The sequence below is a fragment of the Amycolatopsis sp. NPDC004747 genome (assembly GCF_053601335.1).
In genome coordinates, this window is record NZ_JBSGBQ010000043.1 from 1 (window position 1) to 25,540 (window position 25,540).

General features: G+C 70.8%; 18 protein-coding genes. 10 read left to right on the top strand and 8 right to left on the bottom strand.

Annotated features, from left to right (window positions below; all coding sequences use genetic code 11):
- Nucleotides 1–149 precede the first annotated feature (149 nt).
- The 3 genes from ACWEGE_RS41665 to ACWEGE_RS41675 form a co-directional block, all read right to left on the bottom strand.
- Complete coding sequence (locus ACWEGE_RS41665) at nucleotides 150–2,642, bottom strand: polynucleotide kinase-phosphatase (RefSeq protein WP_449666010.1); 2,493 nt, start codon at nucleotides 2,640–2,642, stop codon at nucleotides 150–152.
- On the bottom strand, nucleotides 2,639–4,015 hold the full coding sequence (locus ACWEGE_RS41670) for a 3' terminal RNA ribose 2'-O-methyltransferase Hen1 (protein ID WP_449666011.1): 1,377 nt from the start codon (nucleotides 4,013–4,015) through the stop codon (nucleotides 2,639–2,641). Before ACWEGE_RS41670 ends, ACWEGE_RS41665 begins: the two co-directional genes overlap by 4 nt.
- 68 nt (nucleotides 4,016–4,083) lie before the next feature.
- On the bottom strand, nucleotides 4,084–5,781 hold the full coding sequence (locus ACWEGE_RS41675) for an RICIN domain-containing protein (protein WP_449666012.1): 1,698 nt from the start codon (nucleotides 5,779–5,781) through the stop codon (nucleotides 4,084–4,086).
- Nucleotides 5,782–6,059: 278 nt separating this feature from the next.
- Between ACWEGE_RS41675 and ACWEGE_RS41680 the strand changes: the two genes are divergently transcribed.
- The 4 genes from ACWEGE_RS41680 (at nucleotide 6,060) to ACWEGE_RS41695 (ending at nucleotide 12,242) form a co-directional block, all read left to right on the top strand.
- A complete protein-coding gene (locus ACWEGE_RS41680; protein ID WP_449666013.1) occupies nucleotides 6,060–8,027 on the top strand; it encodes a thioredoxin domain-containing protein in 1,968 nt (655 codons plus the stop codon).
- An 83-nt stretch (nucleotides 8,028–8,110) separates the two neighbouring features.
- Nucleotides 8,111–8,668, top strand: a complete 558-nt coding sequence (locus tag ACWEGE_RS41685) for a hypothetical protein (RefSeq protein ID WP_449666014.1) — start codon at nucleotides 8,111–8,113, stop codon at nucleotides 8,666–8,668.
- Between the two features lie 227 nt (nucleotides 8,669–8,895).
- The gene (locus tag ACWEGE_RS41690; protein ID WP_449666015.1) at nucleotides 8,896–10,272 is read left to right on the top strand and encodes a glycoside hydrolase family 28 protein; all 1,377 of its coding nucleotides are present in this window, start codon (nucleotides 8,896–8,898) and stop codon (nucleotides 10,270–10,272) included.
- A gap of 80 nt (nucleotides 10,273–10,352) precedes the next feature.
- Nucleotides 10,353–12,242: an acyl-CoA dehydrogenase family protein gene (locus ACWEGE_RS41695; RefSeq protein WP_449666016.1), complete on the top strand. Its 1,890-nt coding sequence runs from the start codon at nucleotides 10,353–10,355 to the stop codon at nucleotides 12,240–12,242.
- A gap of 57 nt (nucleotides 12,243–12,299) precedes the next feature.
- Here ACWEGE_RS41695 and ACWEGE_RS41700 read toward each other — a convergent pair whose 3' ends face one another.
- The gene (locus ACWEGE_RS41700) at nucleotides 12,300–13,046 is read right to left on the bottom strand and encodes a DUF2382 domain-containing protein (protein ID WP_449666017.1); all 747 of its coding nucleotides are present in this window, start codon (nucleotides 13,044–13,046) and stop codon (nucleotides 12,300–12,302) included.
- A 310-nt stretch (nucleotides 13,047–13,356) separates the two neighbouring features.
- On the opposite strand from ACWEGE_RS41700, the gene ACWEGE_RS41705 reads away from it, so the two are divergent.
- Nucleotides 13,357–13,830, top strand: a complete 474-nt coding sequence (locus tag ACWEGE_RS41705) for a carboxymuconolactone decarboxylase family protein (protein ID WP_449666018.1) — start codon at nucleotides 13,357–13,359, stop codon at nucleotides 13,828–13,830.
- 153 nt (nucleotides 13,831–13,983) lie between these two features.
- Nucleotides 13,984–14,373, top strand: a complete 390-nt coding sequence (locus tag ACWEGE_RS41710) for a hypothetical protein (protein ID WP_449666019.1) — start codon at nucleotides 13,984–13,986, stop codon at nucleotides 14,371–14,373.
- 135 nt (nucleotides 14,374–14,508) lie between these two features.
- On the opposite strand, the gene ACWEGE_RS41715 is transcribed toward ACWEGE_RS41710, so the two are convergent.
- From ACWEGE_RS41715 to ACWEGE_RS41725, 3 genes are all read right to left on the bottom strand, one after another.
- On the bottom strand, nucleotides 14,509–15,078 hold the full coding sequence (locus ACWEGE_RS41715; protein ID WP_449666020.1) for a hypothetical protein: 570 nt from the start codon (nucleotides 15,076–15,078) through the stop codon (nucleotides 14,509–14,511).
- Between the two features lie 29 nt (nucleotides 15,079–15,107).
- Nucleotides 15,108–15,560: a hypothetical protein gene (locus ACWEGE_RS41720; RefSeq protein ID WP_449666021.1), complete on the bottom strand. Its 453-nt coding sequence runs from the start codon at nucleotides 15,558–15,560 to the stop codon at nucleotides 15,108–15,110.
- A 182-nt stretch (nucleotides 15,561–15,742) separates the two neighbouring features.
- Entirely contained in the window at nucleotides 15,743–16,072 is a 330-nt protein-coding gene (locus tag ACWEGE_RS41725; RefSeq protein ID WP_449666022.1) for a hypothetical protein, read from the bottom strand.
- 149 nt (nucleotides 16,073–16,221) lie between these two features.
- On the opposite strand from ACWEGE_RS41725, the gene ACWEGE_RS41730 reads away from it, so the two are divergent.
- Entirely contained in the window at nucleotides 16,222–19,068 is a 2,847-nt protein-coding gene (locus ACWEGE_RS41730; RefSeq protein WP_449666023.1) for an nSTAND1 domain-containing NTPase, read from the top strand.
- On the opposite strand, the gene trhA is transcribed toward ACWEGE_RS41730, so the two are convergent.
- Nucleotides 19,065–19,706: a PAQR family membrane homeostasis protein TrhA gene (gene trhA, locus ACWEGE_RS41735; protein ID WP_449666070.1), complete on the bottom strand. Its 642-nt coding sequence runs from the start codon at nucleotides 19,704–19,706 to the stop codon at nucleotides 19,065–19,067. The genes ACWEGE_RS41730 and trhA overlap by 4 nt on opposite strands.
- 113 nt (nucleotides 19,707–19,819) lie before the next feature.
- Here trhA and ACWEGE_RS41740 point away from each other — a divergent pair, with 113 nt between their 5' ends.
- The 3 genes from ACWEGE_RS41740 to ACWEGE_RS41750 all read left to right on the top strand — a co-directional run bounded on the left by ACWEGE_RS41740 (nucleotide 19,820) and on the right by ACWEGE_RS41750 (nucleotide 25,539).
- Nucleotides 19,820–20,596, top strand: coding sequence for an isoprenyl transferase (locus ACWEGE_RS41740; RefSeq protein WP_449666024.1), 777 nt, complete (start codon nucleotides 19,820–19,822; stop codon nucleotides 20,594–20,596).
- Nucleotides 20,597–21,054: 458 nt separating this feature from the next.
- Nucleotides 21,055–22,347 carry a PhoH family protein gene (locus ACWEGE_RS41745; RefSeq protein ID WP_449666025.1) on the top strand — a complete coding sequence of 431 codons (1,293 nt, stop codon included), beginning with the start codon at nucleotides 21,055–21,057 and terminating at the stop codon, nucleotides 22,345–22,347.
- 120 nt (nucleotides 22,348–22,467) lie between these two features.
- Entirely contained in the window at nucleotides 22,468–25,539 is a 3,072-nt protein-coding gene (locus tag ACWEGE_RS41750) for an amidohydrolase family protein (RefSeq protein WP_449666026.1), read from the top strand.
- Nucleotide 25,540: the final 1 nt, after the last annotated feature.

A 25,540-nucleotide genomic window follows, 5' to 3' on the forward strand; every position in this document is an offset into this window, starting at 1 on the left:
TCGGCGAGGCAGCTTGTCAAGGCGGGAAAGCGTGCCTTGACAAGCTGCCGCCGGCCGTGTTGCGGCTCCGGATCGGGGTTGCGGGGGGTCTGGGTGGCGTTGTGGTCCTGTTGGGCTTTCCCCTTGCGTTGGGGCCATGAGGTGGTCGGTCAGAGCCTGGGGTCCACCGGGTCCGACTCCAGGGCCAGTACTGCGAACACGCACTCGTGTACGCGCCACAGTGGCTCTCCCCGCGCTACGCGCTCCAATGCCTCCAGGCCCAGTGCGTATTCGCGTAGCGCCAGCATGCGCTTTCGGTTGAGGCCGCGCTTGCGCAGCCTCTCCAGGTTCTCCGGCAGCGTGTAGTCCGGGCCGTAGATGATGCGCAGGTACTCGCGTCCGCGGACCTTCAGCCCCGGCTGGACCAGGCCGCGCGTTCCGCGGGTCAGGTTGCTTGCCGGCTTGACCACCATTCCCTCGCCGCCCGCCGCTGTCAGCTCCTCCCACCACGTGACGCCTCTGGTCACTGATGCGTCGTCCAGCAGGTCGACCTCCAGGGTTCGGGTTCGCTGGAAGCGGGGGCCCGTGAGGGCGTCGAGCTTCGACAGGTGCCAGGCGTGCGGGCGGTCGTGGTAGGCCTTTCCTTCCGACGCCAGGAGCTGGAACGGTGCCAGGCGCACGCCGTCCAGGCCCGAGGTCGGCCAGCAGTAGCGGCGGTACGCCTTCCGGTAGGAGTCCACTGTGGATGCACGGGAAGCCGTGCGAGCCAGGAGGTCTCCCACGTCGATGCCGCGTGCGGCCGCTGTCGTCAGCGCTGCCGCCGCCGCGGGCAGGACCGCTTCGGCGGCCGCGCCCACCGATGCGTACTGGTCCGCGATGAGCGAACCGGCCTTCGCGCTCCACGGCAGCAGCTCGGCGTCGAGCAGCAGCCAGCCCGAGTCCAGCTCCTCGAACAGGCCGGCCGCCGCCGTGCGCACGTCCGCCAGGAGCTCGTCGTTCTGCGCAGCCGAGAAGAACGGGCGTCCGGTTCGGGTGTACACCGCGCCGCCGCCCTGGATGCCGAAGCGGCGAAGTGCCACCTCGTCGTCCCGGCAGACCAGCACGACGGCCCGGGAGCCCATGTGCTTCTCTTCGCACAGCACCGCTTCGACGCCCGCCGCCCGGTACTCGGCGAACGCGTCCTCCGGGTGCTCCAGGTACTCGGCGCGGGACGACGTCGAACACGGCGCCATCGTCGGCGGCAGGTACGCCAGCCAGCGCGGGTCGACCGCGAACCGGCTCATCACCTCCAGGGCCGCCGCCGACTGCTCCGCCGAGACGCCGACCCGGCCGTGGTGGGCGGTCTGGACGATCCGCTTGCCGGTGACGTCGGACAGCTCGAGCACCGCCGGCTCGCGGCCGCCCAGCGGCCGGGCCGCGTCGAGCGGCCGGGACGGCTCGTACCAGACCCGGTGCGCCTTCACCGAGACCACTTCGCGCTCCGGGTAGCGCAGCGCGGTCAGCTTCCCGCCGAACACCGCGCCGGTGTCGAGGCACATCGTGTTGTTGACCCACTCCGGCTCCAGCGTCGGCGTGTGCCCGTAGAGGACCATCGCCGAACCGCGGTAGTCGTGGGCCCACGGCAGCCGCACCGGCAGGCCGTACTCGTCGGTCTCGCCCGTCGTGTCGCCGTAGAGCGCCATGCTGCGCACCCGGCCGGAGGCGCGCCCGTGGTAGCGCTCCGGCAGCCCGGCGTGCGCGACGACGAGCTTCCCGCCGTCGAGGACGTAGTGCGCGATCAGGCCGTCGCAGAACTCGTGGACGCTGCGGCGGAACTCCTCGGACTCCGCGCCGAGCTGCTCGAGGGACTCGGCGAGCCCGTGCGCGACGTTGACCTTCCGCCCGTGCAGCGCGCGCACCAGCTTCTGCTCGTGGTTGCCGCACACGACCAGCGCCGTCCCGGCCGCGGCCATGCCCATCACGCGCCGCAGCACGCCCGGGGTGTCCGGGCCGCGGTCGACGAGGTCGCCGACGAACACCGCCGTCCGCCCGTCCGGGTGCACGCCGTCGGCGTACCCCAGCTCGGCCAGCAGCTCCTCGAGCTCGGCCGCGCAGCCGTGGACGTCACCGATCACGTCGAACGGCCCGGTCAGCTCGCGCTTGTCGTTGCGCAGCGGCTCGACGACGATCTCCGCCTCGGCCACCTCGGCCTCGGACCGCAGCACGTGCACGCGCCGGAACCCTTCGCGCTCCAGCGTCTTCAGCGACCGCTGCAGCTCACCGCGCTGCCGGCGGATCACGTGGTCGCCGAAGTCGCGGTCCGGCCGGCCGGCGTTGCGGGCGACGCACACGGACAACGGCAGGTCGAGCACGATCGCCGTCGGCAGCACGTCGTGCTCCTTCGCGAGCTTCACCAGGCTCGCCCGCGAAGCGCGCTGGACGTTCGTCGCGTCGATGACGGTCGTCCGCCCGGCCGCGAGCCGCTTGCCCGCGACGTAGTGCAGCGCGTCGAAGGCCTCGGCCGACGCCGACTGGTCGTTCTCGTCGTCGGCGACGAGCCCGCGGAAGAAGTCGCTGGAGAGCACCTGCGTCGGCGCGAAGTGCGTGCGCGCGAACGTCGACTTGCCGGAGCCGGAAGCGCCGACGAGCACGACGAGCGCCATGTCGGGGACGGTCAGCTTCACGCGGCCACCTCCTTTTGGGTGGTGAAGACCGCCAGTTGGGTCGGCGGTCCCGAGTCCTGGTCCTCCGGTCCGATCGGCAGGTACCGGACGTCGTAGCCGCGCCGGGTCGCGACGCCGTCCGCCCAGGCGCGGAACTCGGCTCGGGTCCATTCGAACCGGTGGTCGGCGTGCCGGAAATGCCCCGATGGCAGGAACTCGAACAGCCGGTTGTACTCCGCGTTGGGGGTCGTGACGAGCACCGTGCGCGGCGCCGCGACCCCGAACACCGCGTGTTCCAGCGCCGGCAGCCGCTCTTCGTCGACGTGCTCGACGACCTCCATCAGCACGGCGGCGTCGAACCCGGCCAGCGCCGGATCGGCGTAGGTCAGCGCGGACTGCCGCAGCGTGACGCGGGAGCCCTCCTTCAGCCGCTTCTCGGCGATGTTCAACGCACTGCTGGACACGTCGACGCCGACGATCTCGGTGAACGACCGCTCCTTCTCGAGGACGCGCAGCAGCGCGCCGGAGCCGCAGCCGAGGTCGAGCACCCGCCGTGCGCCCACGGCCCGCAACGCGGCGAGCACGCTGCCATGGCGCTGTGAAGCGAGGCTCTGCGGCTTGTCTGCGACCTCTGTGACCGCCGTGACCAGCGCTTCGGCCTCCGCCGGGACGTCGTCCGCCTCGGCCAGCCGCGAAAGCGCGTACGCGACGACCGGGCGGCGCCGCTCGAGGTAGCGGTTCGCGATGAGCGTCCGCTCCGGGTGCCCGGCGAGCCAGCCGTCACCGGCGCGCAGCAGCTTGTCGGCCTCGTCCTGGCCGACCCAGTAGTGCTTGTCACCGTCGAGTGCGGGCAGCAGGACGTACAGGTGGCGCAAGGCGTCGGCGACGCGCTGGGTGCCGGTGAGCTTCAGGTCGACATAGCGGCTGTCGCCCCAGTGCGGGAACTCCGGGTCGAGCGGGATCGGCGTCGCCGAAACGCGCCAGCCGAGCGGCTCGAACAGCTTGTGCACGACCTCGGGGCCACCGCGCGCGGACAGCGACGGCACGTGGACCTCCAGGTCGAAGGGCTCGTCGACGAGCTCCGGGCGCGCGGCGCACCGGCCGGCGAGCGCGGTCGTGAACGCGGTCCGCAGCGCGACCGCGAGGTACGAGCCCCCGGCGTACGGCCGGTCGTTGACGTACTGGGTCAGCGACGTCCCGCCCCCGCGGACGAGCTCGACGGGGTCGATTTCGACGAACAACGCGGCGGTGCAGCGGTCCGGCGCCGCCTCCGGGTAGAAGATGTGCGCGGTGCCGGCGGACAGCGCGACCGACTGCGCCTTCTCCGGGTGCTTGTGCAGGAGGAAGCCCAGGTCGGTGGCCGGGTTCCGGGTGGTCGTGATGGTCAGGAGCACCGGCCCAGTGTGGCCGACGGGCCGGTGACCGCGCGCCCGGTTTTCGCGGGGGCGCGGTCACCGGTCGGCTACTTGAGCGGTGTCCCGCCCGAGTTGTGGTACGCGATCGTCTTGTCGATCAGGTTCCCGCCGTCGGTCTCGACCGTGGTCTGTTCCTGCTGCCCGGCGCCGAACAGGATGGCGGCGACGTGCGCGTCCGCCACCTGGTCCAGGTGCGAGAAGAAGTAGTCCACCTTGTCGTCCTGGTAGTGGTTGAGCGTGTTGTTCTGCCGCATGTTGCCCACCGGGACCTGCCACAGGACCACGGGCTTGCCCACCGACTCGGCCATGGTCTTGTAGAACTTCAGCGCGGCGGCGGCCTGCTGGTCGGTCCAGAAGGTGTTGCGGCCGCCGTTCGCCGGCTTCGCGTACCAGCCGGCGTCGCGGTCCGACACGTCGGTGACCAGGAAGTCGGCGTTCTTCGCGCCGAGTTCCGCGTAGTCCTTCACACACCCCTGGACGTTGGTCTCCCAGTCCCAGCAGGTGAGGTGGAGCCCCGCGCCCGTGTTCGGCGCGTACTTGTGCGCCATGGCGATCAGGCAGGCGGCCAGGCCGGCGGCGCTGTTCTCCTGCGCTCCGCAGTCCGTCGGGTTCGACGCCTTGACCTGCGCGGGCACCTGGTGCGGGCTGCCGAGCGACCGCACGTAACCCCAGAAGTCGGGTTCGATGTCGATCAGGTCGTGCGAGGTGCCGATCTTCTGGAGGAAGAAGCGGTAGTCGTTCAGGTAGCGGGTGAGCAGGTCGGTCCGGTTGATGGCGACGACCTCGCCGGGACCGTCGCCCTGGCCGGCCGCGTCCCCGAGGTCGCGCAGCGAGTACCAGGTCCAGAGGTACTTCTGCGGGCGCGGCTTGCCCTGGTAGGTGGCCTGGGCCACGTGCTGGTCGCCCCAGGTCACGTAGAAGCCGGGAGCCGTGGTTTCCCCGGTCCAGCAGCCCCACCAGCTCGACCACTCGGGCTTGCAGCGCGCCGCCGTGTAGTAGTCCGCCGACGGCGCCGGCTGGCTGTGCACGTAGTTGTACCGGACGTCGAAGGGCGCGGCCGTCGCCGAGGCGTCGTTCATCGAGCCGCCGATGAGCAAGGTGCTGCTGCCCATGAACCGGGTCGCCGAAGCGGGGCTGCCGGTGGCCGGGGTCGTCGACGTCGGCGACGGGCGGGTGCTGCTGCTCGGGGTCTGGCTCGTCGTCGCGCTGCCGCGCGGTGTGGTGGGCGTGGTGGTCGTCGTCGTGGTGCTCTCGGTGCCGCCGATGCTCCCGGCCGGGACGAGCTGCCACTGCTGGTTGGCGCCGCCCCAGTCCCAGTACTGGGCGACGCGGGCCCCCGCGGTCCTGGAACCGGCCGTGACCTCGACGGCCATGCCGCTGAAGCGGTTGATCAGGCGCACGTGGCCGTCCGGCGACTTCTCCAGGCGGAACTGCTGGTTGGCGCCGTTCAGGTCGTGCCACTGGACCATGGCGGTGCCGGCGGTCTTCGACCAGCCGAAGTCGTCCAGCACGTTGCCGGAGTTGCGGTTCTGCAGCCGGTAGTAGCCGTCACCCGCGTCGATGAACCGCCACTGCTGGTTGGTCCCGTCGTAGCGGCCCCACTGGACCACCGCCGCACCGTCGTTCCTGGCGTAGGCGAAGCCGTCCAGCGCCTGGCCGCTGGTGCGGTTGACCAGGACGTACCAGGACTTCGGGTCGACGGTGTCCGCCGAGGCGGTGCTGACCACGACCACGGAGCCGGTCACGACGGACAGGACGAGGGCCGCCCAGAAACCCCGGCGCTGGAACAGCCGGCGGCCGCGATGCCGTCCCGGACGGGCCGGGCGGCCACGACCGGGGGAGGCCGGCGACGGCGTGGGTGGGCGAGGGGACATGTCGGTGCTCTCTTTCGGTCGCTGCCTCTGGCGCCGGCCGCGTGGCCGGACGCCCCTGGGTTGCCACCGGTTCCGGAAAGGTTGCCGCGGCGCGGAAGATTTCTCGCGGCTGCCGCGCGCCCGGTTTTCCCGGGTGCGACCCTGGAGCCATGAACCGCCTCGCGCACGCGACCAGCCCCTACCTGCTCCAGCACGCGGACAACCCGGTCGACTGGTGGCCGTGGGGGCCGGACGCGCTCGCCGAGGCGAAGCGGCGGGACGTGCCGATCCTGCTGTCGGTCGGCTACGCCGCCTGCCACTGGTGCCACGTCATGGCGCACGAGTCGTTCGAGGACGCCGACACCGCCGTCGCGATGAACACGCACTTCGTCAACATCAAGGTCGACCGCGAGGAGCGGCCGGACATCGACGCGGTGTACATGGCCGCCACCCAGGCGATGACCGGGCAGGGTGGCTGGCCGATGACCTGCTTCCTCACCCCGGACGGCGAGCCGTTCCACTGCGGCACCTACTACCCGCCGACGCCGCGGCCGGGCATGCCGTCGTTCCGGCAGCTGCTGGCCGCCGTCGCCGAGGCGTGGCGGGAGCGGCCGGACGAGCTGCTGGACGGCGCGAAGCAGATCGTCGCGCACCTCGCCGAGCAGACCGGGCCGCTCAAGGAGTCCGTTGTGGACGAAGCGGTGCTCGCCGCGGCGGTCGGGAAGCTCGAGCAGGAAGCGGACCCGGTCAACGGCGGGTTCGGCCGCGCGCCGAAGTTCCCGCCCTCGATGGTGCTGGAGTTCCTGCTGCGCCACCACGAGCGCACGGGGTCTTCGACTGCACTGTCCCTTGTGGAGTCGACGGCGGAGGCGATGGCCCGCGGCGGCCTGTACGACCAGCTGGCGGGCGGCTTCGCGCGCTACTCCGTCGACGCCGAGTGGATCGTGCCCCACTTCGAAAAGATGCTGTACGACAACGCGTTGCTGCTCCGCTTCTACGCGCACCTCTGGCGGCGCACCGGCTCGGCGACGGCGTTGCGGGTCGCCACCGGAACGGCGCAGTTCCTCTTCGACAGCTTGCGAACACCCGAGGGCGGCTTCGCGTCTTCACTGGACGCGGACACCGAAGGCGTCGAAGGCCTGACCTACGTCTGGACGCCGTCGCAGCTGCGTGAGGTGCTCGGCGACGACTCTGCCGCCGAGCTGTTCGGCGTCACCGAGGAAGGGACGTTCGAGGAGGGCGCTTCGACGTTGCGCCTGTTCGGCGACCTGCCGGAGCCGATGCGCGTCCGGCTGCTGGAAGCGCGGGCGAAGCGGCCGCAGCCGGGCCGGGACGACAAGGTGATCGCGTCCTGGAACGGCCTGGCGATCACCGCGCTGGCCGAGGCGGGTGTCGCGCTTGATCGTCCACAGTGGATCGAGTGGGCGGTCGGCGCGGCCGGGTTGCTGCTGCGGGTGCACGTGGTGGACGGCCGGCTGCGGCGGAGCTCGCGCGACGGCGTCGTCGGCGAATCCGCCGGCGTGCTGGAGGACTACGCCTGCGTCGCCGACGGGTTCCTGGCCCTGCACCAGGCGACCGGCGACGCGAAGTGGCTCACCGAAGCGACCCGGCTGCTCGACCTGGCGCTGGCGCACTTCGCGTCCCCTGACGTCCCCGGCGCGTACTTCGACACGGCCGACGACGCCGAGACGCTGGTCCAGCGCCCCGCGGACCCGGGCGACAACGCCAGCCCAGCGGGGGCGTCCGCGCTGGCCGGGGCGCTGCTGACGGCGTCCGCGCTCGCGGGCCACGCCGATTCGGGCCGCTACCGGGAGGCGGCCGAGCAGGCGCTCCGGCGGGCCGGGGTGCTGGCCGGGCGGGCGCCGCGGTTCGCCGGGCACTGGCTGTCGGTGGCCGAAGCGCTGCAGGCCGGCCCGGTGCAGGTGGCGGTGGTGGGCGCGGACCCGGCGTTGCGCCTCGCGGCCGCGCGCGGTGTCCACGGCGGCGGCATCGTCCTCGCCGGCGAGCCGGACGCACCCGGCGTGCCACTGCTGGCCGATCGCCCGCTGGTCTCGGGCGCCCCGGCGGCCTACGTGTGCCGGGGGTACGTCTGCGACCGCCCGGTGACGTCCGCGGAGGAGCTCGCTGCCCAGCTCTGATCGCCCTGGGTGAACGCTGTGTCGGTGCGGTTGTCTTCGGCGTAACTTCGGTAGCGATGTAATCATGTAATCGGAGGTACGACATGGGACGCGGATGGCGCGGAAGCCGGGGCTGGCAGCAGGCCGAGGTCCCGCCGGCGGACGACGCGGCGGCCTGGTTCGGCGGGCGCCTGCCCGACGGCTGGTTCACGGGTGCACCGGAGGTCACGGTCGACCGCGAAGAGATCATCGTGGTCGGCGAGCTCCCGGCCCTGACGGAGGAGTACCCGGACGACGCCGCCCGCGCGGCGGCCGAAGAGGGCCGGATCAGCCGGTACCGCGAGGAGACGCGCGACGAGCGGATCGAAATCGCCCGGCAGGCGGAGCACCGGTACCAGCGCAAGGTGGCGTGGGGAGCGCGCCTGGGCAGCACGACGGTGCTGTTCACGACGCACTCGGCCCCGGTGATGACGCGCTTGCGCCAGCCGGAGCGCCTGGTGCTGGACACGCTGGTGGACGCGGGCGTGGCCCGGTCGCGGTCGGACGCACTGGCGTGGGCGGTAAGGCTGGTCGGCCGGCACGCGGACAGCTGGCTGGGCGAGCTGCGCGAGGCGATGACCAAGGTCGACGACCTGCGTTCCAAGGGCCCCGACCTGGCCTGACCGGTCTGCCGCGGCTGTCGCGAGTGGTGAAGGCGGGGTCAGAACCCGCCTTCGCCACTCACGACACGGCTGCGGGTGCCGCGGGACAGCGGGCGCCCACCCGAACCTGGGCGGCGCTCGCCGCGCAAGCCTGGACCTTCCGGCGCGGGGCACCTAGAGTTCGTCGTGCCCACGGTCCGTGCCGTGGTTCCGCCGTCGCACACGTCTTCCCCGTGAAGGAAGTGTCCATGGACGGCAGGTTCACCCGGCGGCAGCTGATCAAGGGCGGGCTCGCGGTGGCGGCGGTGCCGCTGCTCCCGGCCTCGCCCGTCTCGGCGGCGCCCCGCATCGACGTCCCCACGCTCCCGTGGCCGGCGGCGAACGACATCGTCGCGAACACGACGATCCCGGTCTTCCCGGACCGCAGTTTCCCGATCACCGGCTACGGCGCGAAGAACGACGGCAAGACCGACAACACCGCGGCGATCGCGAAGGCGATCGACGCCTGCGCCGCGGCCGGCGGCGGGCACGTGATCGTGCCCGGTGGTGGCAGCTTCCTCACCGGTGCCGTCCGGCTGAAGAGCAACGTCGACCTGCACCTCGAACCCGGCTCGGTGCTGAAGTTCAGCGGCGACGCGGCGAAGTTCCCGAACGTCCTGACGCGCTACGAAGGCATCGAGTGCGTCAACCGGTCGCCGATGGTCTACGCCCACGGGGAGAAGAACATCGGCCTCACCGGCAGCGGCACGCTCGACGCGGCGGCCACCTCGTCGTGGAACAAGGGCAGTGACCGGGCCTACCTGGAGTCGTTGGTGGCCAAGGGAACCGCGCCGGAGAAGCGGGTGGTGCCGGGCTCGGGGCACAGCATGCGGTCGGCGTTCGTCGAACCGTACGCCTGCGAAAACGTGCTGATCCAGGGCATCACGCTGAAGAACTCCATGTTCTGGCAGCTGCACCCGACGCTGTGCCGCAACGTCACGGTCGACGGCGTCAGCACCGATCCCAGCACCGCGCACAGCAACACCGACGGCTGCGACCCGGAGTCGTGCGATCACGTCGTCATCGCCAACTGCACCCTCGGCGCGCACGACGACAACATCGCGATCAAGTCCGGGCGCGACGCCGACGGGCGCCGGGTGAACGTCCCGTGCCAGAACCTCGTCGTGGTCGACTGCGTGATGAACGGCAACTGGGGCGCGATCACCTGCGGCAGCGAGCAGACCGGCGGCATCCGCAACGTCTACGCCTACCGGCTCACCGTGAAGGGTGACACGAAGTTCGCGCTGTACGTGAAGTCCAACACGCTGCGTGGCGGGTTCTCCGAGAACATCAACCTCGACAGCGTTTCCGGCACCTTCGCGCGGAACTTCGTGTACGTGACGTCCACCTACAACAGCCAGACCGGCAGCTACGTCCCGTCGTTCGGGCCGTTCACGATCAGCAACTGTTCGAGCACGAAGATCGGCGGCAAGACCTTCGACGTCAGCGGTCTTTCGAACGCCCACGTGCACGGGCTGGCCGTGTCGAACTCCACGTTTAACGGCGTCTCCGACACCGCCAACACCCTGAAGTACGTGGACAACGCCAAGTTCACGAACGTGACGGTGAACGGCAAGCCGATCTGAACCTGCGGGATCGCGCGCGCTGCGGCAGGCTTACTACCAACGAGTAGGAAGCCTGCCGTTCGTCTTTTCCGGAGGTAGCCGTGGACGTTCCCGAAGTGCCGTCGAAGGTGGATCCGGACGCGCTGACCGCCGTGCTCGACGGCCGCTGGGCCGAGCTGCGCCGCGGGGTGCGGGCGCAGATGGCCGAGGCGAAGTTCCGCGACCCGGTGGACCTCGGCATCGAGGCGCACCGCGCCCAGGTGCTCGACCAGCTGCGCGAGCTCGCCGCCACCGACCGGCCCGGCCTCGGCTTCGACCCGGCGTACGGCGGCGGCGGTGACGTCGGCGGTTCGGTGACGTCGTTCGAGCTGCTCGGCTACGGCGACCTGTCGCTGATGGTGAAGGCCGGCGTCCAGTGGGGCCTGTTCGGCGGCGCCGTCCAGCTGCTCGGCACCGAGCGCCACCACGAGCGGTACCTGCGCGGGATCATGGACCTCGACGTCCTGGGCTGCTTCGCGATGACCGAGCACGGCCACGGCTCCGACGTCCAGCACCTGCGCACCACGGCGACCTTCGCCGACGGCGGGTTCGTCGTCAACACGCCGGATGCCATGGCCCGCAAGGAGTACATCGGCAACGCGGCCCGTGACGGCCGGCTGGCGGTGGTCTTCGCGCAGCTGGTGACCGGCGGCGAATCCCGGGGTGTGCACGCGTTCCTCGTCCCGATCCGCGACGACGACGGAAAGCCGATGCCCGGCGTGTCCATCGAGGACTGCGGACCCAAGGCGGGGCTCAACGGTGTCGACAACGGACGGTTGAGCTTCGACAACGTCCGCGTGCCGCGCGAAGCCCTGCTGAACCGCTTCGGTGACGTCGCCGAGGACGGGACGTACTCGAGCCCGATCGAGAGCGACAGCCGCCGGTTCTTCACGATGCTGGGCACGCTGATCCGCGGCCGGGTGAGCGTCGGCGGCAGCGCGGGGAGCGCGACCAAGCGCGCGCTGGCACTGGCCGTCCGCTACGGCGAGCACCGGCACCAGTTCATGAAGCCGGACGGCGACGAGGTCGTCATCCTCGACTACCTCGGGCACCAGCGGAAACTGCTGCCGGCGTTGGCGAAGACGTACGCGCTGCACTTCGCGCAGGAAGAGCTGGTGTCGAAGCTGCACGACATCGACGCGTCGGCGCCGGAGGAGGAGCAGCGCGAACTGGAGTCGCGCGCGGCCGGGCTGAAGGCCCTCAACACGTGGCACGCGACAGCGACGATCCAGGCCGCGCGCGAGGCCTGCGGCGGCGCGGGCTACCTCGCGGAGAACATCCTCCCGGGCCTGAAGGCCGACACCGACGTCTTCACGACGTTCGAAGGCGACAACACGGTGCTGCTGCAGCTGGTCGCGAAGGGCCTGCTGACCAGCTACAAGCAGGATTTCGAGGACCTTTCGCCGCTGGCGACGGCCCGGTTCTTCACCGACCAGGTGGTCAGCACGATCCTGGAGCGGACGTCGGTGCGCAAGGCGCTCGAGTCGCTCACCGAAGGGTCCGACGCGGACGTCTTCTTCCGCCGCGAGTGGCAGCTGCGCCTGTTCGAGGACCGCGAAGAGCACGTCGTCGAAGGCGTGGCGAAGCGTCTGCGCAAGGCGGCGTCCGACCCGTTCGGCGTGTTCAACTCGGCGCAGGACCACGTGCTGCGCGCGGGCCGCGTGCACGTCGAGCGCCTGGTGCTGACGGCGTTCGCGGCGGCCGTCGAGCGGTGCCCGGACCCCGAGGCCCGTTCGCTGCTGGAACGCGTCTGCGACCTGTACGCGTTGTCGGCGATCGAAGAGGACCTGGCGTGGTTCCTGGGCCACGGCCGCCTCACGGCGTCGCGCGCGAAAGCCGTCACGTCGGCGGTGAACCGGTTGTGCTCGGAGCTGCGCCCGCACGCGCGGACGCTGGTGGACGCGTTCGCGATCCCGGAGCAGTTCCTCGCCGCGCCGATGCTCACGTCCTGACGGTGGTGACCCGGGCGGGTGGCCGGTATCGGGGACCGGCCACGCGCCCGGGAGCCGTCACGACCGCCGGTGCTTGCGGTCGTCGTCGGTGACCTCGAACTGCTCCTTGCGGACCTTGCCGGACACGGTCTGCTCGTCGGTGACCGTCTCGGTCCGCAGGCGCGCCCGCTCGACCGGCACGGTCTCCTTGCGCACCACGGGCTTCTCGGCGTGCAGGACGACGTCCTGTTCGGCCTCGCCGATCTCCGCCCGGCCGTCGCCGCGGGTGACCGGCTCCCGTTCGACGCGCACCTCTTCGTGCCGCACCGGCACGGTGACCTGCTGCTCTTCGGTGACGACGTACTTGCGCAGCCGCACGTGCCCGGTCTCGACCTGCTCGGTCCCGACGTTCAGCCGCTCCTCGGACCGCGTCATGGCCCGGTCGTCGCGCTTCCCGCGCCCACCCGCGGCGGCCTGGCCGCGGTCCATCCGCCCGTCCGGCGACGTGCGGGGCACCGGCAGGCCGTAGTGCTGGTAGAGCCGGGTGCTCTCCTCGGGGGAAAGGTGCCCGTCGGCGTCGATGCGGGGCGCGTCGGAGACGCTGTCCTTGTCGACCCGGACGTGGACGCCGTCCTCGTCCGTGTGCGCGCCGGAAAGCGGGACGAAGCTCTCCTTGGTGCCGAACAGGCCGGTCTTGACGGTGATCCACTCGGGCTGGTGCGTCGCGTCGGCGAGGTAGACGTTGCCGACCTTCCCGAGCTTGTTGCCCTCTGGGTCGACCACGGCGCTGTCGATGAGTTCTTCGGGCTGCATGGTCCTGGCCATCGCGGTCGTGCTCCTTCCACGCGTTGGGTCCTTGTCCGGCCCCCACCGTCGGTCGCGCGGGAAAGCGCGGCAACCGTCGTGGTGGCCCCGTGGGTGACCCCTGATCGTGATCGTTTGAAGCGGCTCCGGCGGGCCAGGCGCGCCGCCGTCCGCAGGTCGGGGGCGGTGCCGCCGGCGTGACCGGCCGCCGCGCGGGGGACGCGAAGGTGTGGACCTCAATCCGGCGTGACCGGCGTCACTTCCGGTGCTGTCACAACGTCGTCGCCCGGGTCGTCAAGGGGGTGAAGCGGACGAGGAAAGGGGAACGACGATGGAAGCGCGGCTCAACATGTTCGAGAACGAGGTCACCGGCAAGTTCGTCAAGCGCCTGATCGCGGCGTCGCGCCCGGTCGAGGAGTCGTCGCTGCCGAAGGCGACGCAGGAACTGGTGAAGATCCGCGCGAGCCAGATCAACGGCTGCGGGATGTGCCTCGACATGCACACGAAGGACGCGGCGGCCGGCGGCGAAACGGCGGTCCGCCTGGCGATGGTGGCGGCGTGGCGCGAAGCGGTGGTGTTCACCGAAGCGGAGCGCGCGGCCCTGGCGCTGACGGAGGAGGGCACCCGCCTGGCGGACACGCACACCGGCGTCAGCGACGAGACGTGGGCGGCGGTGCGCAAGCACTTCGACGAGGACCAGATCGGGGCGCTGGTCGCGCTGGTGGCGACGATCAACGCGTGGAACCGGCTGAACGTGATCGTCCGCAACCCGGCGGGCGAGTACCAGCCGGGGATGTTCGGCTGAGGGCGTTTTCACCGGCCGTGCGGCACCGGACCAGCTTGGATGGTGACGACCGCACGGAGGTGGAACCCCCAACCGTGGCACAGCCCGATCAGGGCCGCGCGGCGTAAGTCGGTTGAGTGCCGGGACGGGTGATGTTGTCCAAACCATCGAGTGATGTCGATAAAGGACGGCGGCGGATCGCCCGATGATTTTATCATGATGAAAAAGACGCTCTTCGCAGCCGCAGTCATCGGTGGCGCCATGCTCGCTGTTGCCGCGCCGGCTTCCGCCGGTGAGGGTCACCACCCCGGCGGCGGCATCAGCATCGGCGACAACCTCTGCGCGGCTCCGTGGCAGTGGAACGGTCCCATCGAGGCGCTGCACGCGGGCCACGCGCCCTCGTACGCAGCCTGCAACAACAACTCCACCGGCGGCGGTCACGGTGGCATCAGCATCCTGAACAACGCGTGCCTGCTGCCCTGGCAGTGGAACGGCCCGCTGGAGCTGCTGACGGTGGACCACAACCCGTCGTACGTCGCCTGCAACGGCAACAGCGCGGGCTGAGCACAAAGAAGAGCCGCGGCTGGTTGATCGAGTGTGCACCAACCATCCACGGACGGTCTTCTTCTGACGAAAGCGCGGCCATTCGTTCTGACCGAGCGGGTGGCCGCGCTTTCGCATGCCGTCGAGCCACGGACTTCAACGTTTCGCCGCGGAGTCCGTGCAAGGGATGATCCACCAGACCACTGTCCAGTTGTAGTCCTGGTTGTTCGCCTTGGCCTGGAACTTGTCGTAGACGAATTTGTCCTTGAAGAGGTAGTAGGTCCAGGTTCCGGTCGTCTGGTTGTCACCCCACGAACCGAGCCCGGACCATGGCATGGGGGTCACCACGCAGTCGTACATCCCGAAATGGCTGCCGGTCCCGTACTGACCACTGTAGACACACAGCCACCCGGGTGCCGTTCCGCCGTCGCACGGGTCATAGCGGGCGCTCAACTTCCTGGGCTGCTTCTCACCGGGCAGGGCGATTCTGAGCTCCGCGCCCGTCGTGGTCTTGACCTCGTTGAGCGCGGTCTGCCGACCGGGCGTGCGGGCGAGGTACCGGTCCGCCTCGCTCTGGAGCCGGCTGATCTGACCGGCGGACAGACCGGCGCGGACCCCGTCGGCGGCGAACTTCGCCGACGCCGAAGCAGCTGTTCCGGACAGCATCGACGTCGCGGTCGCGACCAGCGCCGTTCCGGCGAGCAGCTTTCGAAAACCGAACCACATGGGTCTTCCTTCCTCTTGTCCGGCCGGCGCTAGCAAGGCGTGACGTACCAGACGGGTGTCCAGTACACGCCGTCGAATCTCGGGGTGTCCCGGAATTCGTAGGCGGTCGAGGTGAACAGGGTCTCCTGCGCCCTGTTCTCGAACCGCGCCACCGTGCCGGTCGTCTGGTTGTTTTCCAGGCCGCCCCAGCCGATCCAGTTCCGCAACGGGTAGGTTCCGCACACGAAGTAGCTGACGGAGTCGAACCCGTTGTCGTACTTCCACAGGCAGAGCCATTCTCTCGAGCAGCCTCGCTTGGCGCCGAGGGTCAGCTCGCCGCCGGGGATCGCGATCCGGTTGGCGGCGACCTGGCGGCTGCCGGGGATGCTCGCCAGGTACTCGTCGACGCGGTGCTGCAACTTCGTCGTGTCGGCGAGAGCCGGTGTGCCGACACCGAAGACCGCGGTGGCGGCGAGGCAGACGAGAACCACGAATCGACGCATGGTGTTCACTTCCTTCTTTTCGGGCGGGTACCTGCTGCCGGCGGTACGTGATTTCAGGCGCAGACGCCGCCGAGCCCGGTTTGCCCGGCGCAGTTCGCTTCGGTGATCGCCTCGTGAGGCCGTCGGGGTCCTTGGCGGTGAGCCCGACGGGCCTGGCGCCGTTGGCCGCCGCTTCGCGTCGCTCACTGCAGCCGGCAGGCCGCTTCCGCGTCGTACGAGTCGACCCCTGTGTTCGCGAGCTTGACCATGCAAAGCAGTCCGCCGAGACCGTCGTCGTTGCAGGCTGCCACCCGTTCGTTGGTCAAGGCATAACCGGCGCGGTACAGGAAATAGGTGCAATCGCCGGAGGTCTTCAGGCTGTTCGCCTGGATGACTGTTCGGGAAATGTGGAGCTCCTGGCCTGGCGTTCTCAACTCGCGCCCCGAAGCGACGCCTCCGTTCACGGAAACTGCGACGGTGGCTGCGAGAGCGGTTGCGGCGGCGATCTTGCCTGCCGTCTTCCTTGCGTCCACTGCGATGGCCCTTTCTCGGTCTCCTCGGCTGCCCTGTTCGGCTCAACCGGCGACTCAGGTCTACGGCATTCGGGTTGTCCGGTGCCGGTGGCGTGACATCGGACAACCGAGGACCGGACAATGGCACCGAGCCTTTGGGGGAGGGGTCGATGCCGCGACCGGAACGTCCGCTGGGCACCGGAGACGAGCCGCAAACGCTGTTCGCTCGTGAGCTGCGGCGAGTTCGCGAGGCGGCGGGCAACCCGCCCTACCGCCGGCTGGCGCGCGAGGCGCACTACTCGGTGACCACGCTGTCGGATGCCGCCGGCGGGAGGACGTTCCCCACCCTGCCGGTCACGCTCGCCTACGTGCGGGCCTGCGGCGGCGATCCCGCGGAGTGGGAGCGGCGCTGGCGCGAGACGCACGCGCTGCTTTCCACGCCCAACGGCGCCGACGACCCGCAGATCCGGCCGCCCTACCTGGGCTTGTCGGCCTTCCGGACCGCCGACGCCGACCGGTATTTCGGGCGCGACGCCCTGCTCGAAACGCTCGGCGACCGGATTGGGCAGCACCGGCTGGTCGCCGTCCTGGGCGCATCGGGTTCCGGGAAATCGTCGTTGCTGCACGCCGGGCTGGCCACTGCGGATATCCGTCCGATGGTGGCGTTCACCCCCGGTACGTCCCCGCTCGAGGAATGTGCACTGCACCTGGCCGCCTTTGTCGGCGAATCCGCTCCGGCACTGCACCGGGAATTCACCGGCGATCCGACGGCGCTGCACCTGCGCATCCGGCAGGCGCTGGCCGCCGACCCCGCGGAAACCGAACTGCTGCTGGTGGTCGACCAGTTCGAAGAACTGTTCACGTTGTGCGCCGACCCCGCGGAACGGCAGGCCTTCATCACCGCACTGACCCACGCGGCGACCGCGCCGCGCGCCCGGGCCCGCGTGGTACTGGGTGTGCGATCGGATTTCTTCGCCCATTGCACTCGCTACCCCGAATTGCGGCCCGCACTGGGTGCCGGGCAGGTCCTGATCGGGCCCATGAGCCCGGACGAACTGCGGGAGGCCATCGTCAAGCCGGCGGCTGCGGCGCACTACACCGTCGAAAACGCGCTGGTGACGCGCCTTGTTGCGGAAGCCACCAGCCGGCCCGGTGCGTTGCCGCTGGTCTCGCACGCGTTGCTGGAGACCTGGCGACGCCGCAGCGGCATGACCCTCACCGTGGCCGGGTACGAGCAGACCGGCGGGATCCGGGACGCCCTCGCGCGCACCGCCGAGAACGTCTACGCCGGGTTCGACGAACGCCGGCAGCTCATGGTCCGGCAGATCCTGCTCCGGCTCACCGCGCTGGGTGAGGGCACCGAAGACACCAAGCGCCGCCTCACCCGCGCCGAACTGGACGACACCCCGGCCGTGCGGACCGTGCTGGCCGCGCTCACCGCCGCCCGCCTGGTCACTGTCGACCACGACATCGTGGAGATCACGCACGAAACCCTCATCGAGCACTGGCCACGGCTGCGCACGTGGCTGGCGATCGACCGGGAGGGACAGCGCGTTCACCGCCGGCTCGCCGAGGACGCCGCGGTGTGGGAATCACTGCGCCGCGATCCGGACACCCTGTACCGCGGGGTCCGCCTGGCCAGGACGCGCGAACTCGCCGACAGCGTGCTGACCGCGCGCGAACGCGCGTTCGTCCACGCCGGACGGGCCGCCGAGACCGCTCGGCAGGCCGCCTCCCTGCGCCGGTCCCGGCTGCTGCGTGCGCTGGTCATCGTGCTCGTCGTTCTCGTCGGCGTGACCACCGCCGCCACCGTGGCTGCGCTGAGGGCCAACGAAACGGTCACCGCGCAGCGGGACACAGTGCTGGCCCAGCAGGTCGCCGAGGAGGCCGTCACGCTGCGGGCGAGCAGGCCGGCGTTGGCCGCGCAGCTCGCATTGGCCGCCTATCGCCTCAGGCCAACGCAGCGCAATCGCGATGCGCTGATCAGCGCTGTCGCCATCCCGCTGAACCACGTGCAGGAGGTCGACGCGACCGCGTTCAGCCCGGACGGCCGCCTGATCGCCTCGGCCTCCGCCGACCACCTCGTGCGGCTGTGGAACGTCGCCGACCCCGCCCATCCGAAGCCGTCGGCGGTGCTCGCCGGGCACGGTGACGCCGTCCGCGCAGTGTCCTTCGATCCCGGCGGCACGGTCCTCGCCACCGCCGGCCGCGATCGCACGGTCCGGCTGTGGGAGCTGGGCGACGGCACGCAGCCCGCCCAGCTGGCCGTGCTGACCGGGCACCAGGACACGATCTACTCCCTGGCCTACGCCCCGGACGCCCGCACGCTGGCGACGGCCAGTTACGACCACACGGTCCGGCTGTGGGACGTTCGCGTGCCGGCCCGGCCGGTGGCGCTGCCGGTGCTGACCGCCCACGCGCGCAACGTCAAGGCGGTGGCGTTCAGCCCGGACAGCAGGCTGCTGGCGTCCGGCAGCGACGACCGCACCGTGCGGCTGTGGGATGTCGGCGAGCCCACGCGGCCGGCGGAACGGCTCGTGCTCACCGGCCACAGCGACCTGGTGGTCACGGTGGCGTTCAGCCGGGACGGCCGGTCGATCGCCTCAGGCGGCGACGATCGAACCGTCCGGCTCTGGAACACCGCCGATCCGGTCCGGCCGGAGGTGCTGTCCGGGCACACCGACGTGGTTTCGTCGGTGGCGTTCAGCCCGGATCGGCGGCTGCTGGCTTCCGCCAGCTACGACCACTCCGTGCGGCTGTGGGACATGAGCGACCGCGGCCACGCTTTGCTGGCCACCCTCACGGGCCACACGGGCGCCGTCGAAGCGGTGACGTTCAGCCCGGACGGGCGACACCTGGCCACCGCAAGCGACGACCACACCGTGCTGCTCTGGGAAACCGACCCGGACCGCGCCGCAACGCGGGCCTGCGAGCTCGCCCACCCCGCCATCACCCGTGAGGAATGGGCCTCCCACCTGCCGGGGCTGAGCTATGAACCGCCCTGCCGACCGGGCTAGGCGTACATGGCCAGCCAGATCGCGATGTAATGCGAAACGGCGGCCAGCACGGTGCAGGCGTGGAAGAACTCGTGGTACCCAAAGGTCTCAGGCCAGTGATTGGGCCACTTCACGGCATAAAAAACCGCGCCGAGCGTATAGAACAACCCGCCCACGCACAGCAGCACCAACGCGGCGACCCCGGCGTGCGAAGCAAGCTCGGGGAAGACGAACACCGCGACCCACCCGAGGGCGATGTAGATCGGCACCCCGAGCCACCGCGGCGCGTGCGGCCACAGCATCTTCAACGCCACACCCGCGATCGCGCCGCCCCAGACGATCGACAGGATCACGTAGCCCGTCGGCTTCGACATCGCCAGCAGTGTGAACGGTGTGTACGTCCCGGCGATGAACAAGAAGATCATCGAGTGGTCCGCGCGCTTCATCCACTTGTACGCGCGGGGGCTCCAGAACCGGCGGTGGTACAGCGCGCTCACGCCGAACAGGCCGAGCACGGTCAGGCCGTAGACCGAGGTCGCCAACGCGGCGATCGGGGACACTGTGGACGCCGCCAGGCTGATGAGCGCCGCCGCCGCGGCCAGGGCGCCGAAGAACGTCCAGAAGTGGATGTGCCCGCGCAGCCGGGGGCGGAGATCCACTACGGGCTCGGGTGGTTCCGTCGTCAGGCTCACGCTTCCAGGTTACGGCAGCGTAGGTTCTCCAGCAGTGCTCAAGTCACACGCCTCACACCGGGTGCGTACGCTGACTCGACGTGAGTGTTCGCTCCTTCTTGTCCGACGTCGTGTACAGCGCCTACGGCAGGCGCCTCATCCAGCAGGCCGCCGGGCGGCATCCGCGGCACATCGCCATCATGCTCGACGGCAACCGCCGCTGGGCGCGTGAAGCGGGCTTCGCGGACGTTTCGGACGGGCACCGCGCCGGGGCCAAGAAGATCGCGGACTTCCTGAGCTGGTGCCAGGAGGCCGAAGTCGAGGTCGTCACCATGTGGCTGCTGTCCACGGACAACCTCAACCGCGACCCGGACGAGCTCACCCCGCTGCTGACGATCATCACCGACGTCACCGACGAGCTCGCCGGTCCCGGCACGCCGTGGCGGCTGCGGATCGTCGGCGCGCTCGACCTGCTCCCCGCCGAGGTCGCCAAGCGGCTCAGCGAAGCCGCCGCCCGGACCGAGGGGCGGACCGGGATGGAGGTCAACATCGCGGTCGGCTACGGCGGGCGCCAGGAGATCGCCGACGCCGTGCGCAAGCTGCTGCTGCAGCACGCCGACGAGGGAACGTCCATCCACGAACTGGCGAAGATCCTCGACGTCGACCACATCTCCGAGCACCTCTACACCTCGGGCCAGCCGGACCCGGACCTGATCATCCGCACCTCGGGTGAGCAGCGGCTTTCCGGCTTCCTGCTGTGGCAGTCCGCGCACTCGGAGTTCTGGTTCACCGAGGCGTACTGGCCCGCCTTCCGGCGGGTCGACTTCCTGCGCGCGATGCGCGACTACGCCTGGCGGCACCGCCGGTTCGGCTCCTGAAGCACCGGAAAAGCCGCTGGTCAGCCCCCAGGGAACACTTAGGGTTGATTTCGGACGACCGACGGTGAGATGACGATCTGGCGAATCACCGTGTTGGCTCCCTGCGCGTCGCCGCATTCGTGGGTACCTTCCGAGGTGAGGGCGCGCGTTCCGTGCGGGTCCTCGCGGGAGGCCCTGGTCGTGGCGGTGATCGAGGGGGCGGCTCAGCCGCCCACGAGACGCTCGAGGGGGCCGGCACCCGGCCCTCGTGGCCGCGCCACCTGACTCAAGAGTCAGGAGGAGTGGTCCAGCCAGGGAGGTGCCCGGCCCAGCGAGTGCGGGCGTGAGGTGCACACGCCCTCGAGGGAGATGCCGTCGTGACTGCGCAGCGTTTGCCCCGTAAGGCCTCTGGCCACTCTTCGACCGGTGCCGTTCCTGGCCCGGAGAAAGCCTCGACCTCGCCCGAATCCCAGCAGCACATGTACGTGCTCGACACGTCGGTCCTCCTTTCGGACCCGTGGGCGGTCACTCGGTTCGCCGAGCACGCTGTCGTGCTGCCGCTGGTCGTCATCAGTGAACTGGAGGCGAAGCGCCACCACCCGGAGCTCGGCTGGTTCGCCCGGGAATCCCTGCGCATGCTCGACGACCTGCGCCGGCAGTACGGCAGGCTCGACGCGCCGCTCCCCATCGGGGACCACGGCGGCACGCTGCAGGTGGAGCTGAACCACTCGGACCCGTCGGTGCTCCCGTCCGGGTTCCGGACCGACTCCAACGACCACCGCATCCTCGCCTGCGCGCTCAACCTCGCGGCCGAGAACAAGGCGGTCACGCTGGTGACGAAGGACATCCCGCTGCGGGTCAAGGCCGGGGCCGTCGGTCTCGAGGCGGACGAGTACCGCGCGCAGGAAGTGACGCCGTCGGGCTGGACCGGCATGGCGGACGTCGACGTCCAGCAGGACCTCATCGACGCGCTGTTCGGCGGCAGCACCGTCGACCCCGTCGAGTGGGGCATGGACGAGCTCGCCGAGCTGCCCTGCCACACCGGGCTGCGGCTGCTCGCGGGCAGCTCCAGCGCGCTGGGGCGGATCACGGCGGACAAGCGCATCCGGCTGGTCCGGGGCGACCGCGAGGCGTTCGGCCTGCACGGCCGCAGCGCCGAGCAGCGCGTCGCGCTCGACCTGCTGCTCGACTCCGACGTCGGGATCGTCTCGCTGGGCGGTCGCGCCGGCACCGGCAAGTCGGCGCTCGCGCTGTGCGCCGGCCTGGAAGCCGTCATGGAACGCCGCCAGCACCGCAAGGTCGTGGTGTTCCGGCCGGTCTACGCGGTCGGCGGGCAGGACCTCGGCTACCTGCCCGGGTCCGAGAGCGAGAAGATGCAGCCGTGGGCGCAGGCGGTGTTCGACACCCTCGGCGCGCTGGTCAGCCAGGACGTCCTCGACGAGGTCTTCGACCGCGGCATGCTCGAGGTGCTCCCGCTGACCCACATCCGCGGCCGCTCGCTGCACGACACGTTCGTGATCGTCGACGAGGCGCAGTCGCTGGAGCGCAACGTCCTGCTCACGGTGCTCTCGCGGCTCGGCACGGCGTCCCGCGTGGTGCTCACGCACGACGTCGCCCAGCGTGACAACCTGCGGGTCGGGCGGCACGACGGCGTCTCGGCGGTGATCGAGAAGCTCAAGGGCCACCCGCTGTTCGCGCACGTCACGCTGACGCGCTCGGAGCGGTCGCCGATCGCCGCCCTGGTCACCGAGATGCTGGAGGACCACGGCTGACGGACTCCGGGGGCGGCGTCCGCGCCGCCCCCGGCAATCCTTGGCGTCGTTGCCGGGCATCCGGTGGAAAACCCGCTCGGCCGCTATGCGGCTGATCCGGGGCTGGGCATAGTTGGCCGGATGGGGCCCGAAAATCTTTCTCGTCGTGAGCTTCTCGTCCGAAGTGGCGCAGCCGCCGCCGCACTGACCGTGGCCGGCGCGGGGGTCGCCGAGGCCGAAGAGGACGTCCGGCCGGGCGGGGTGGTGCTGCGGCAGGGCACGAACATGTCCGCCGCGCTGTCGCCGGACGGCCGGTGGCTCGCCGTCGACCTGGTCACCGGGATCTGGGTGCTGCCCGCCGCCGGCGGTCGCGCCCGGCGGCTCACCGACGACCTGCAGGACGCGACGCTCCCCAGCTGGTCGCCGGACGGCCGCCGGATCGCGTTCCAGTCCTACCGCGACGGCAACTTCCACCTGTACGTCATCGAGGCCGCCGGCGGGACGCCCCGCAAGCTCACCAGCGGGCGGTTCGACCACCGGGAGCCGGTGTTCTCGCCGGACGGCACCAAGCTCGCCTTCAGCAGCGACCGCGACGGCAGCTACGGCATCCACCTGCTGGACATCGCCTCCGGGGCGATCGGCACGGTCGTGTCGACGGCCGACGAAGAGGCGTCACCGCGCTGGTCGGCCGACGGCACGAAGATCGTCTTCACGGTGAACGACACCGCCATCGACGTCGTCACCCTGGCCACCGGCGCCCGCGAGCGCCTGGTCACCGCGACCGGCGCCGACAAGCTCTACGGTCCCGCGTTCGGTCCCGGCGGCCGGCCCAGTTACCTGCGGCTGCGTGGCGCCGACGCGGACCTCATGCTCGGCGAGCAGCAGCTGACCAAGGGCGAGGACGTCTTCGGCTTCCCCGCGAACTGGACCGGGTCCGCCGTGCTCTACACCGCCGACGGGCACATCCGGCGGCGCGAGCCGTCCGGCGCGGTCGAGGACGTCCCGTTCGAAGCAGGCGTGTCCACGGCACCACGCGAGTACCGGAGGCGGGTCCGTGACCTGGACTCGCCCGCGCCGAAGCCCGTCCGGGGCATCGCCGGCCCGGTGGTGTCGAAGGACGGCAGGCGGATCGCCTTCCGGGCCCTCAACGCGATCTACATCGTCGCGGCGGGCGGGGGACGGCCGCAGCGGCTGATCGGCGACGGCTACTTCAACTCCGACCCGGACTTCCACCCGGACGGGACGAAGCTGCTCTACACGAGCGACCGGCTCGGCACCGCCGACCTGTGGCTGCACGACCTCGGCACCGGTGAGGACGCCGTCCTCACCCGGCTGGCGGGCGCCCAGGTCGCGCCGCGGTGGTCGCCGGACGGCGGCCGGGTGGCCTACGCCGACCAGGACGGCGCCACCTGGATCCACGACGTGGCTGCAAACCGAGCCCAGCAGGTGACGCCGCCGCTGTTCATGCCGGGCCGGCCCACCTGGTCGCCCGACGGGTCGGTCCTCGCCCTGGCCGCGGTGAAGCCGTACTCGCGGCGGTACCGCGAAGGCACCAGCCAGATCCTCACGGTCGACCTGAAGACCGGCGAACTCCGCTACGCCGAGCCGATGCCGTTCCGCTCGCTCGCCACCCGCGGCGACGACGGTCCACTGTGGTCACCCGACGGCCGGTACCTCGCGTTCACGGTGGAAAGCGTCGCCTGGATCGCCCCGGTCGACGGCGCCGGACGGCTGATCGGCGAGCCGCGGCAGGTCACCCGCGAAGTCACCGATTCACTGGCCTGGCAGGGGAACGACACACTCGTGTACCTGTCGAAGGGACAGCTGAAAGCCCAGAAGATCACCGGCGGCGAGCCGCGCCCGATCCGGCTCGACTTCAGCTGGGCCCGGCCCCGCCCGCCGCGCCCGACCGTCATCCACGTCGGCGCGGCCTGGGACGGCGTCGCCCGGACGCTGCGGCGGGACGTCGACATCGTCGTCGACGGCGGCCGGATCACCGACGTCCGGCCGCACCGGGCCGCCCCCGGCACCGTCGACGCCCACGACCTGACCGCCATGCCCGGGCTGATCGACATCCACAACCACTGGCACCTGCGCGGCAGGCAGTGGGGTGACCGGCAGGGCAGGCTGTGGCTGTCCTACGGCATCACCACCACCCGCTCGCCCGGCGACCCGGTGTACCAGATGCTGGAGACCCGCGAGGCCCTGGAATCCGGGAACCGCGTCGGGCCGCGGTACTTCGGCACCGGGGAAGCCGTCGACGGCTCCCGGATCTACTACAACTTCATGCGGCCGACGCTGTCGCCGGAGCAGCTGGACCTGGAGCTCTCGCGCGCGGTCGAGCTCGAGTACGACATGATCAAGACCTACGTCCGGCTGCCCGTGGCCTCCCAGCAGGCCGTGGTCCGGGCCGCGCACCGGGCGGGCATCCCGCTCTCGTCGCACTACCTGTACCCGGCGGCGAACATCGGCATGGACGCGATGGAGCACACCGGGGCCACCAACCGGCTCGGGTACTCGCACACCGTCAGCCGGATCGGCCGGTCCTACCAGGACGCGATCGCCTTGTTCACCCGCTCGGGCATGTCGGTCACGCCGACGTTGTTCACGTCCAGGGCGTTGTACGCCGACGACAAGTCGCTCGTGACCGACGAGCGCACCCGGGTCCTCTTCCCGCCGTGGGAGTACGCGCTGCTCAAGACCACGGCCGACACCGCGGGCAACCCGGAGAACGCCTACCTCCGCCAGGTCCTCGCCGGGAACGTCGACATGGTGCTGCGGATCCACCGGGCGGGCGGGTTCGTGGTCACCGGCACGGACTCCCCGCTGGACAACGTGGCCGTCTCCACCCACCAGAACCTGCGGGCCATGGTCGCGTTCGGGTTCACGCCGTACGAGGCGCTCACCACCGCCACCCGCAACCCGGCGCGGTGGCTGGGCCTCGAGGACCGGATCGGGGTGCTCAAGCGGGGCGCGTACGCCGATCTGTCGCTGGTCAGCGGCAACCCGCTGGAGGACGTCAAGGCGGCCGCGAACGTCCGCAGCGTGCTGGTCGGCGGCGTGCTGCGGACGGTCGGCGAGCTGCTGGCGCCCTACCGGGACCAGCCGGGCGAGCGGGCGGCCACCGAGGTGGCGCCCGCGGCCCGGTCAGCGGAGAAGCAGCACTGGTGGCACGTCCCGGAATGGGCGGAACACGTGTGCTGCGCGGGCTGAC

Excerpts from the sequence above, each read along its gene's own strand:
- ACWEGE_RS41710 (WP_449666019.1), top strand. The coding sequence starts at position 13,984 with ATGTCGATAAAGGACGGCGGCGGATCGCCCGATGATTTTATCATGATG.
- ACWEGE_RS41685 (WP_449666014.1), top strand. The coding sequence starts at position 8,111 with ATGGGACGCGGATGGCGCGGAAGCCGGGGCTGGCAGCAGGCCGAGGTC.
- ACWEGE_RS41745 (WP_449666025.1), top strand. The coding sequence starts at position 21,055 with ATGTACGTGCTCGACACGTCGGTCCTCCTTTCGGACCCGTGGGCGGTC.
- ACWEGE_RS41680 (WP_449666013.1), top strand. The coding sequence starts at position 6,060 with ATGAACCGCCTCGCGCACGCGACCAGCCCCTACCTGCTCCAGCACGCG.
- ACWEGE_RS41705 (WP_449666018.1), top strand. The coding sequence starts at position 13,357 with ATGGAAGCGCGGCTCAACATGTTCGAGAACGAGGTCACCGGCAAGTTC.
- ACWEGE_RS41700 (WP_449666017.1), bottom strand. The coding sequence starts at position 13,046 with ATGGCCAGGACCATGCAGCCCGAAGAACTCATCGACAGCGCCGTGGTC.
- ACWEGE_RS41730 (WP_449666023.1), top strand. The coding sequence starts at position 16,222 with ATGCCGCGACCGGAACGTCCGCTGGGCACCGGAGACGAGCCGCAAACG.
- ACWEGE_RS41715 (WP_449666020.1), bottom strand. The coding sequence starts at position 15,078 with ATGTGGTTCGGTTTTCGAAAGCTGCTCGCCGGAACGGCGCTGGTCGCG.
- ACWEGE_RS41750 (WP_449666026.1), top strand. The coding sequence starts at position 22,468 with ATGGGGCCCGAAAATCTTTCTCGTCGTGAGCTTCTCGTCCGAAGTGGC.
- ACWEGE_RS41690 (WP_449666015.1), top strand. The coding sequence starts at position 8,896 with ATGGACGGCAGGTTCACCCGGCGGCAGCTGATCAAGGGCGGGCTCGCG.
- ACWEGE_RS41720 (WP_449666021.1), bottom strand. The coding sequence starts at position 15,560 with ATGCGTCGATTCGTGGTTCTCGTCTGCCTCGCCGCCACCGCGGTCTTC.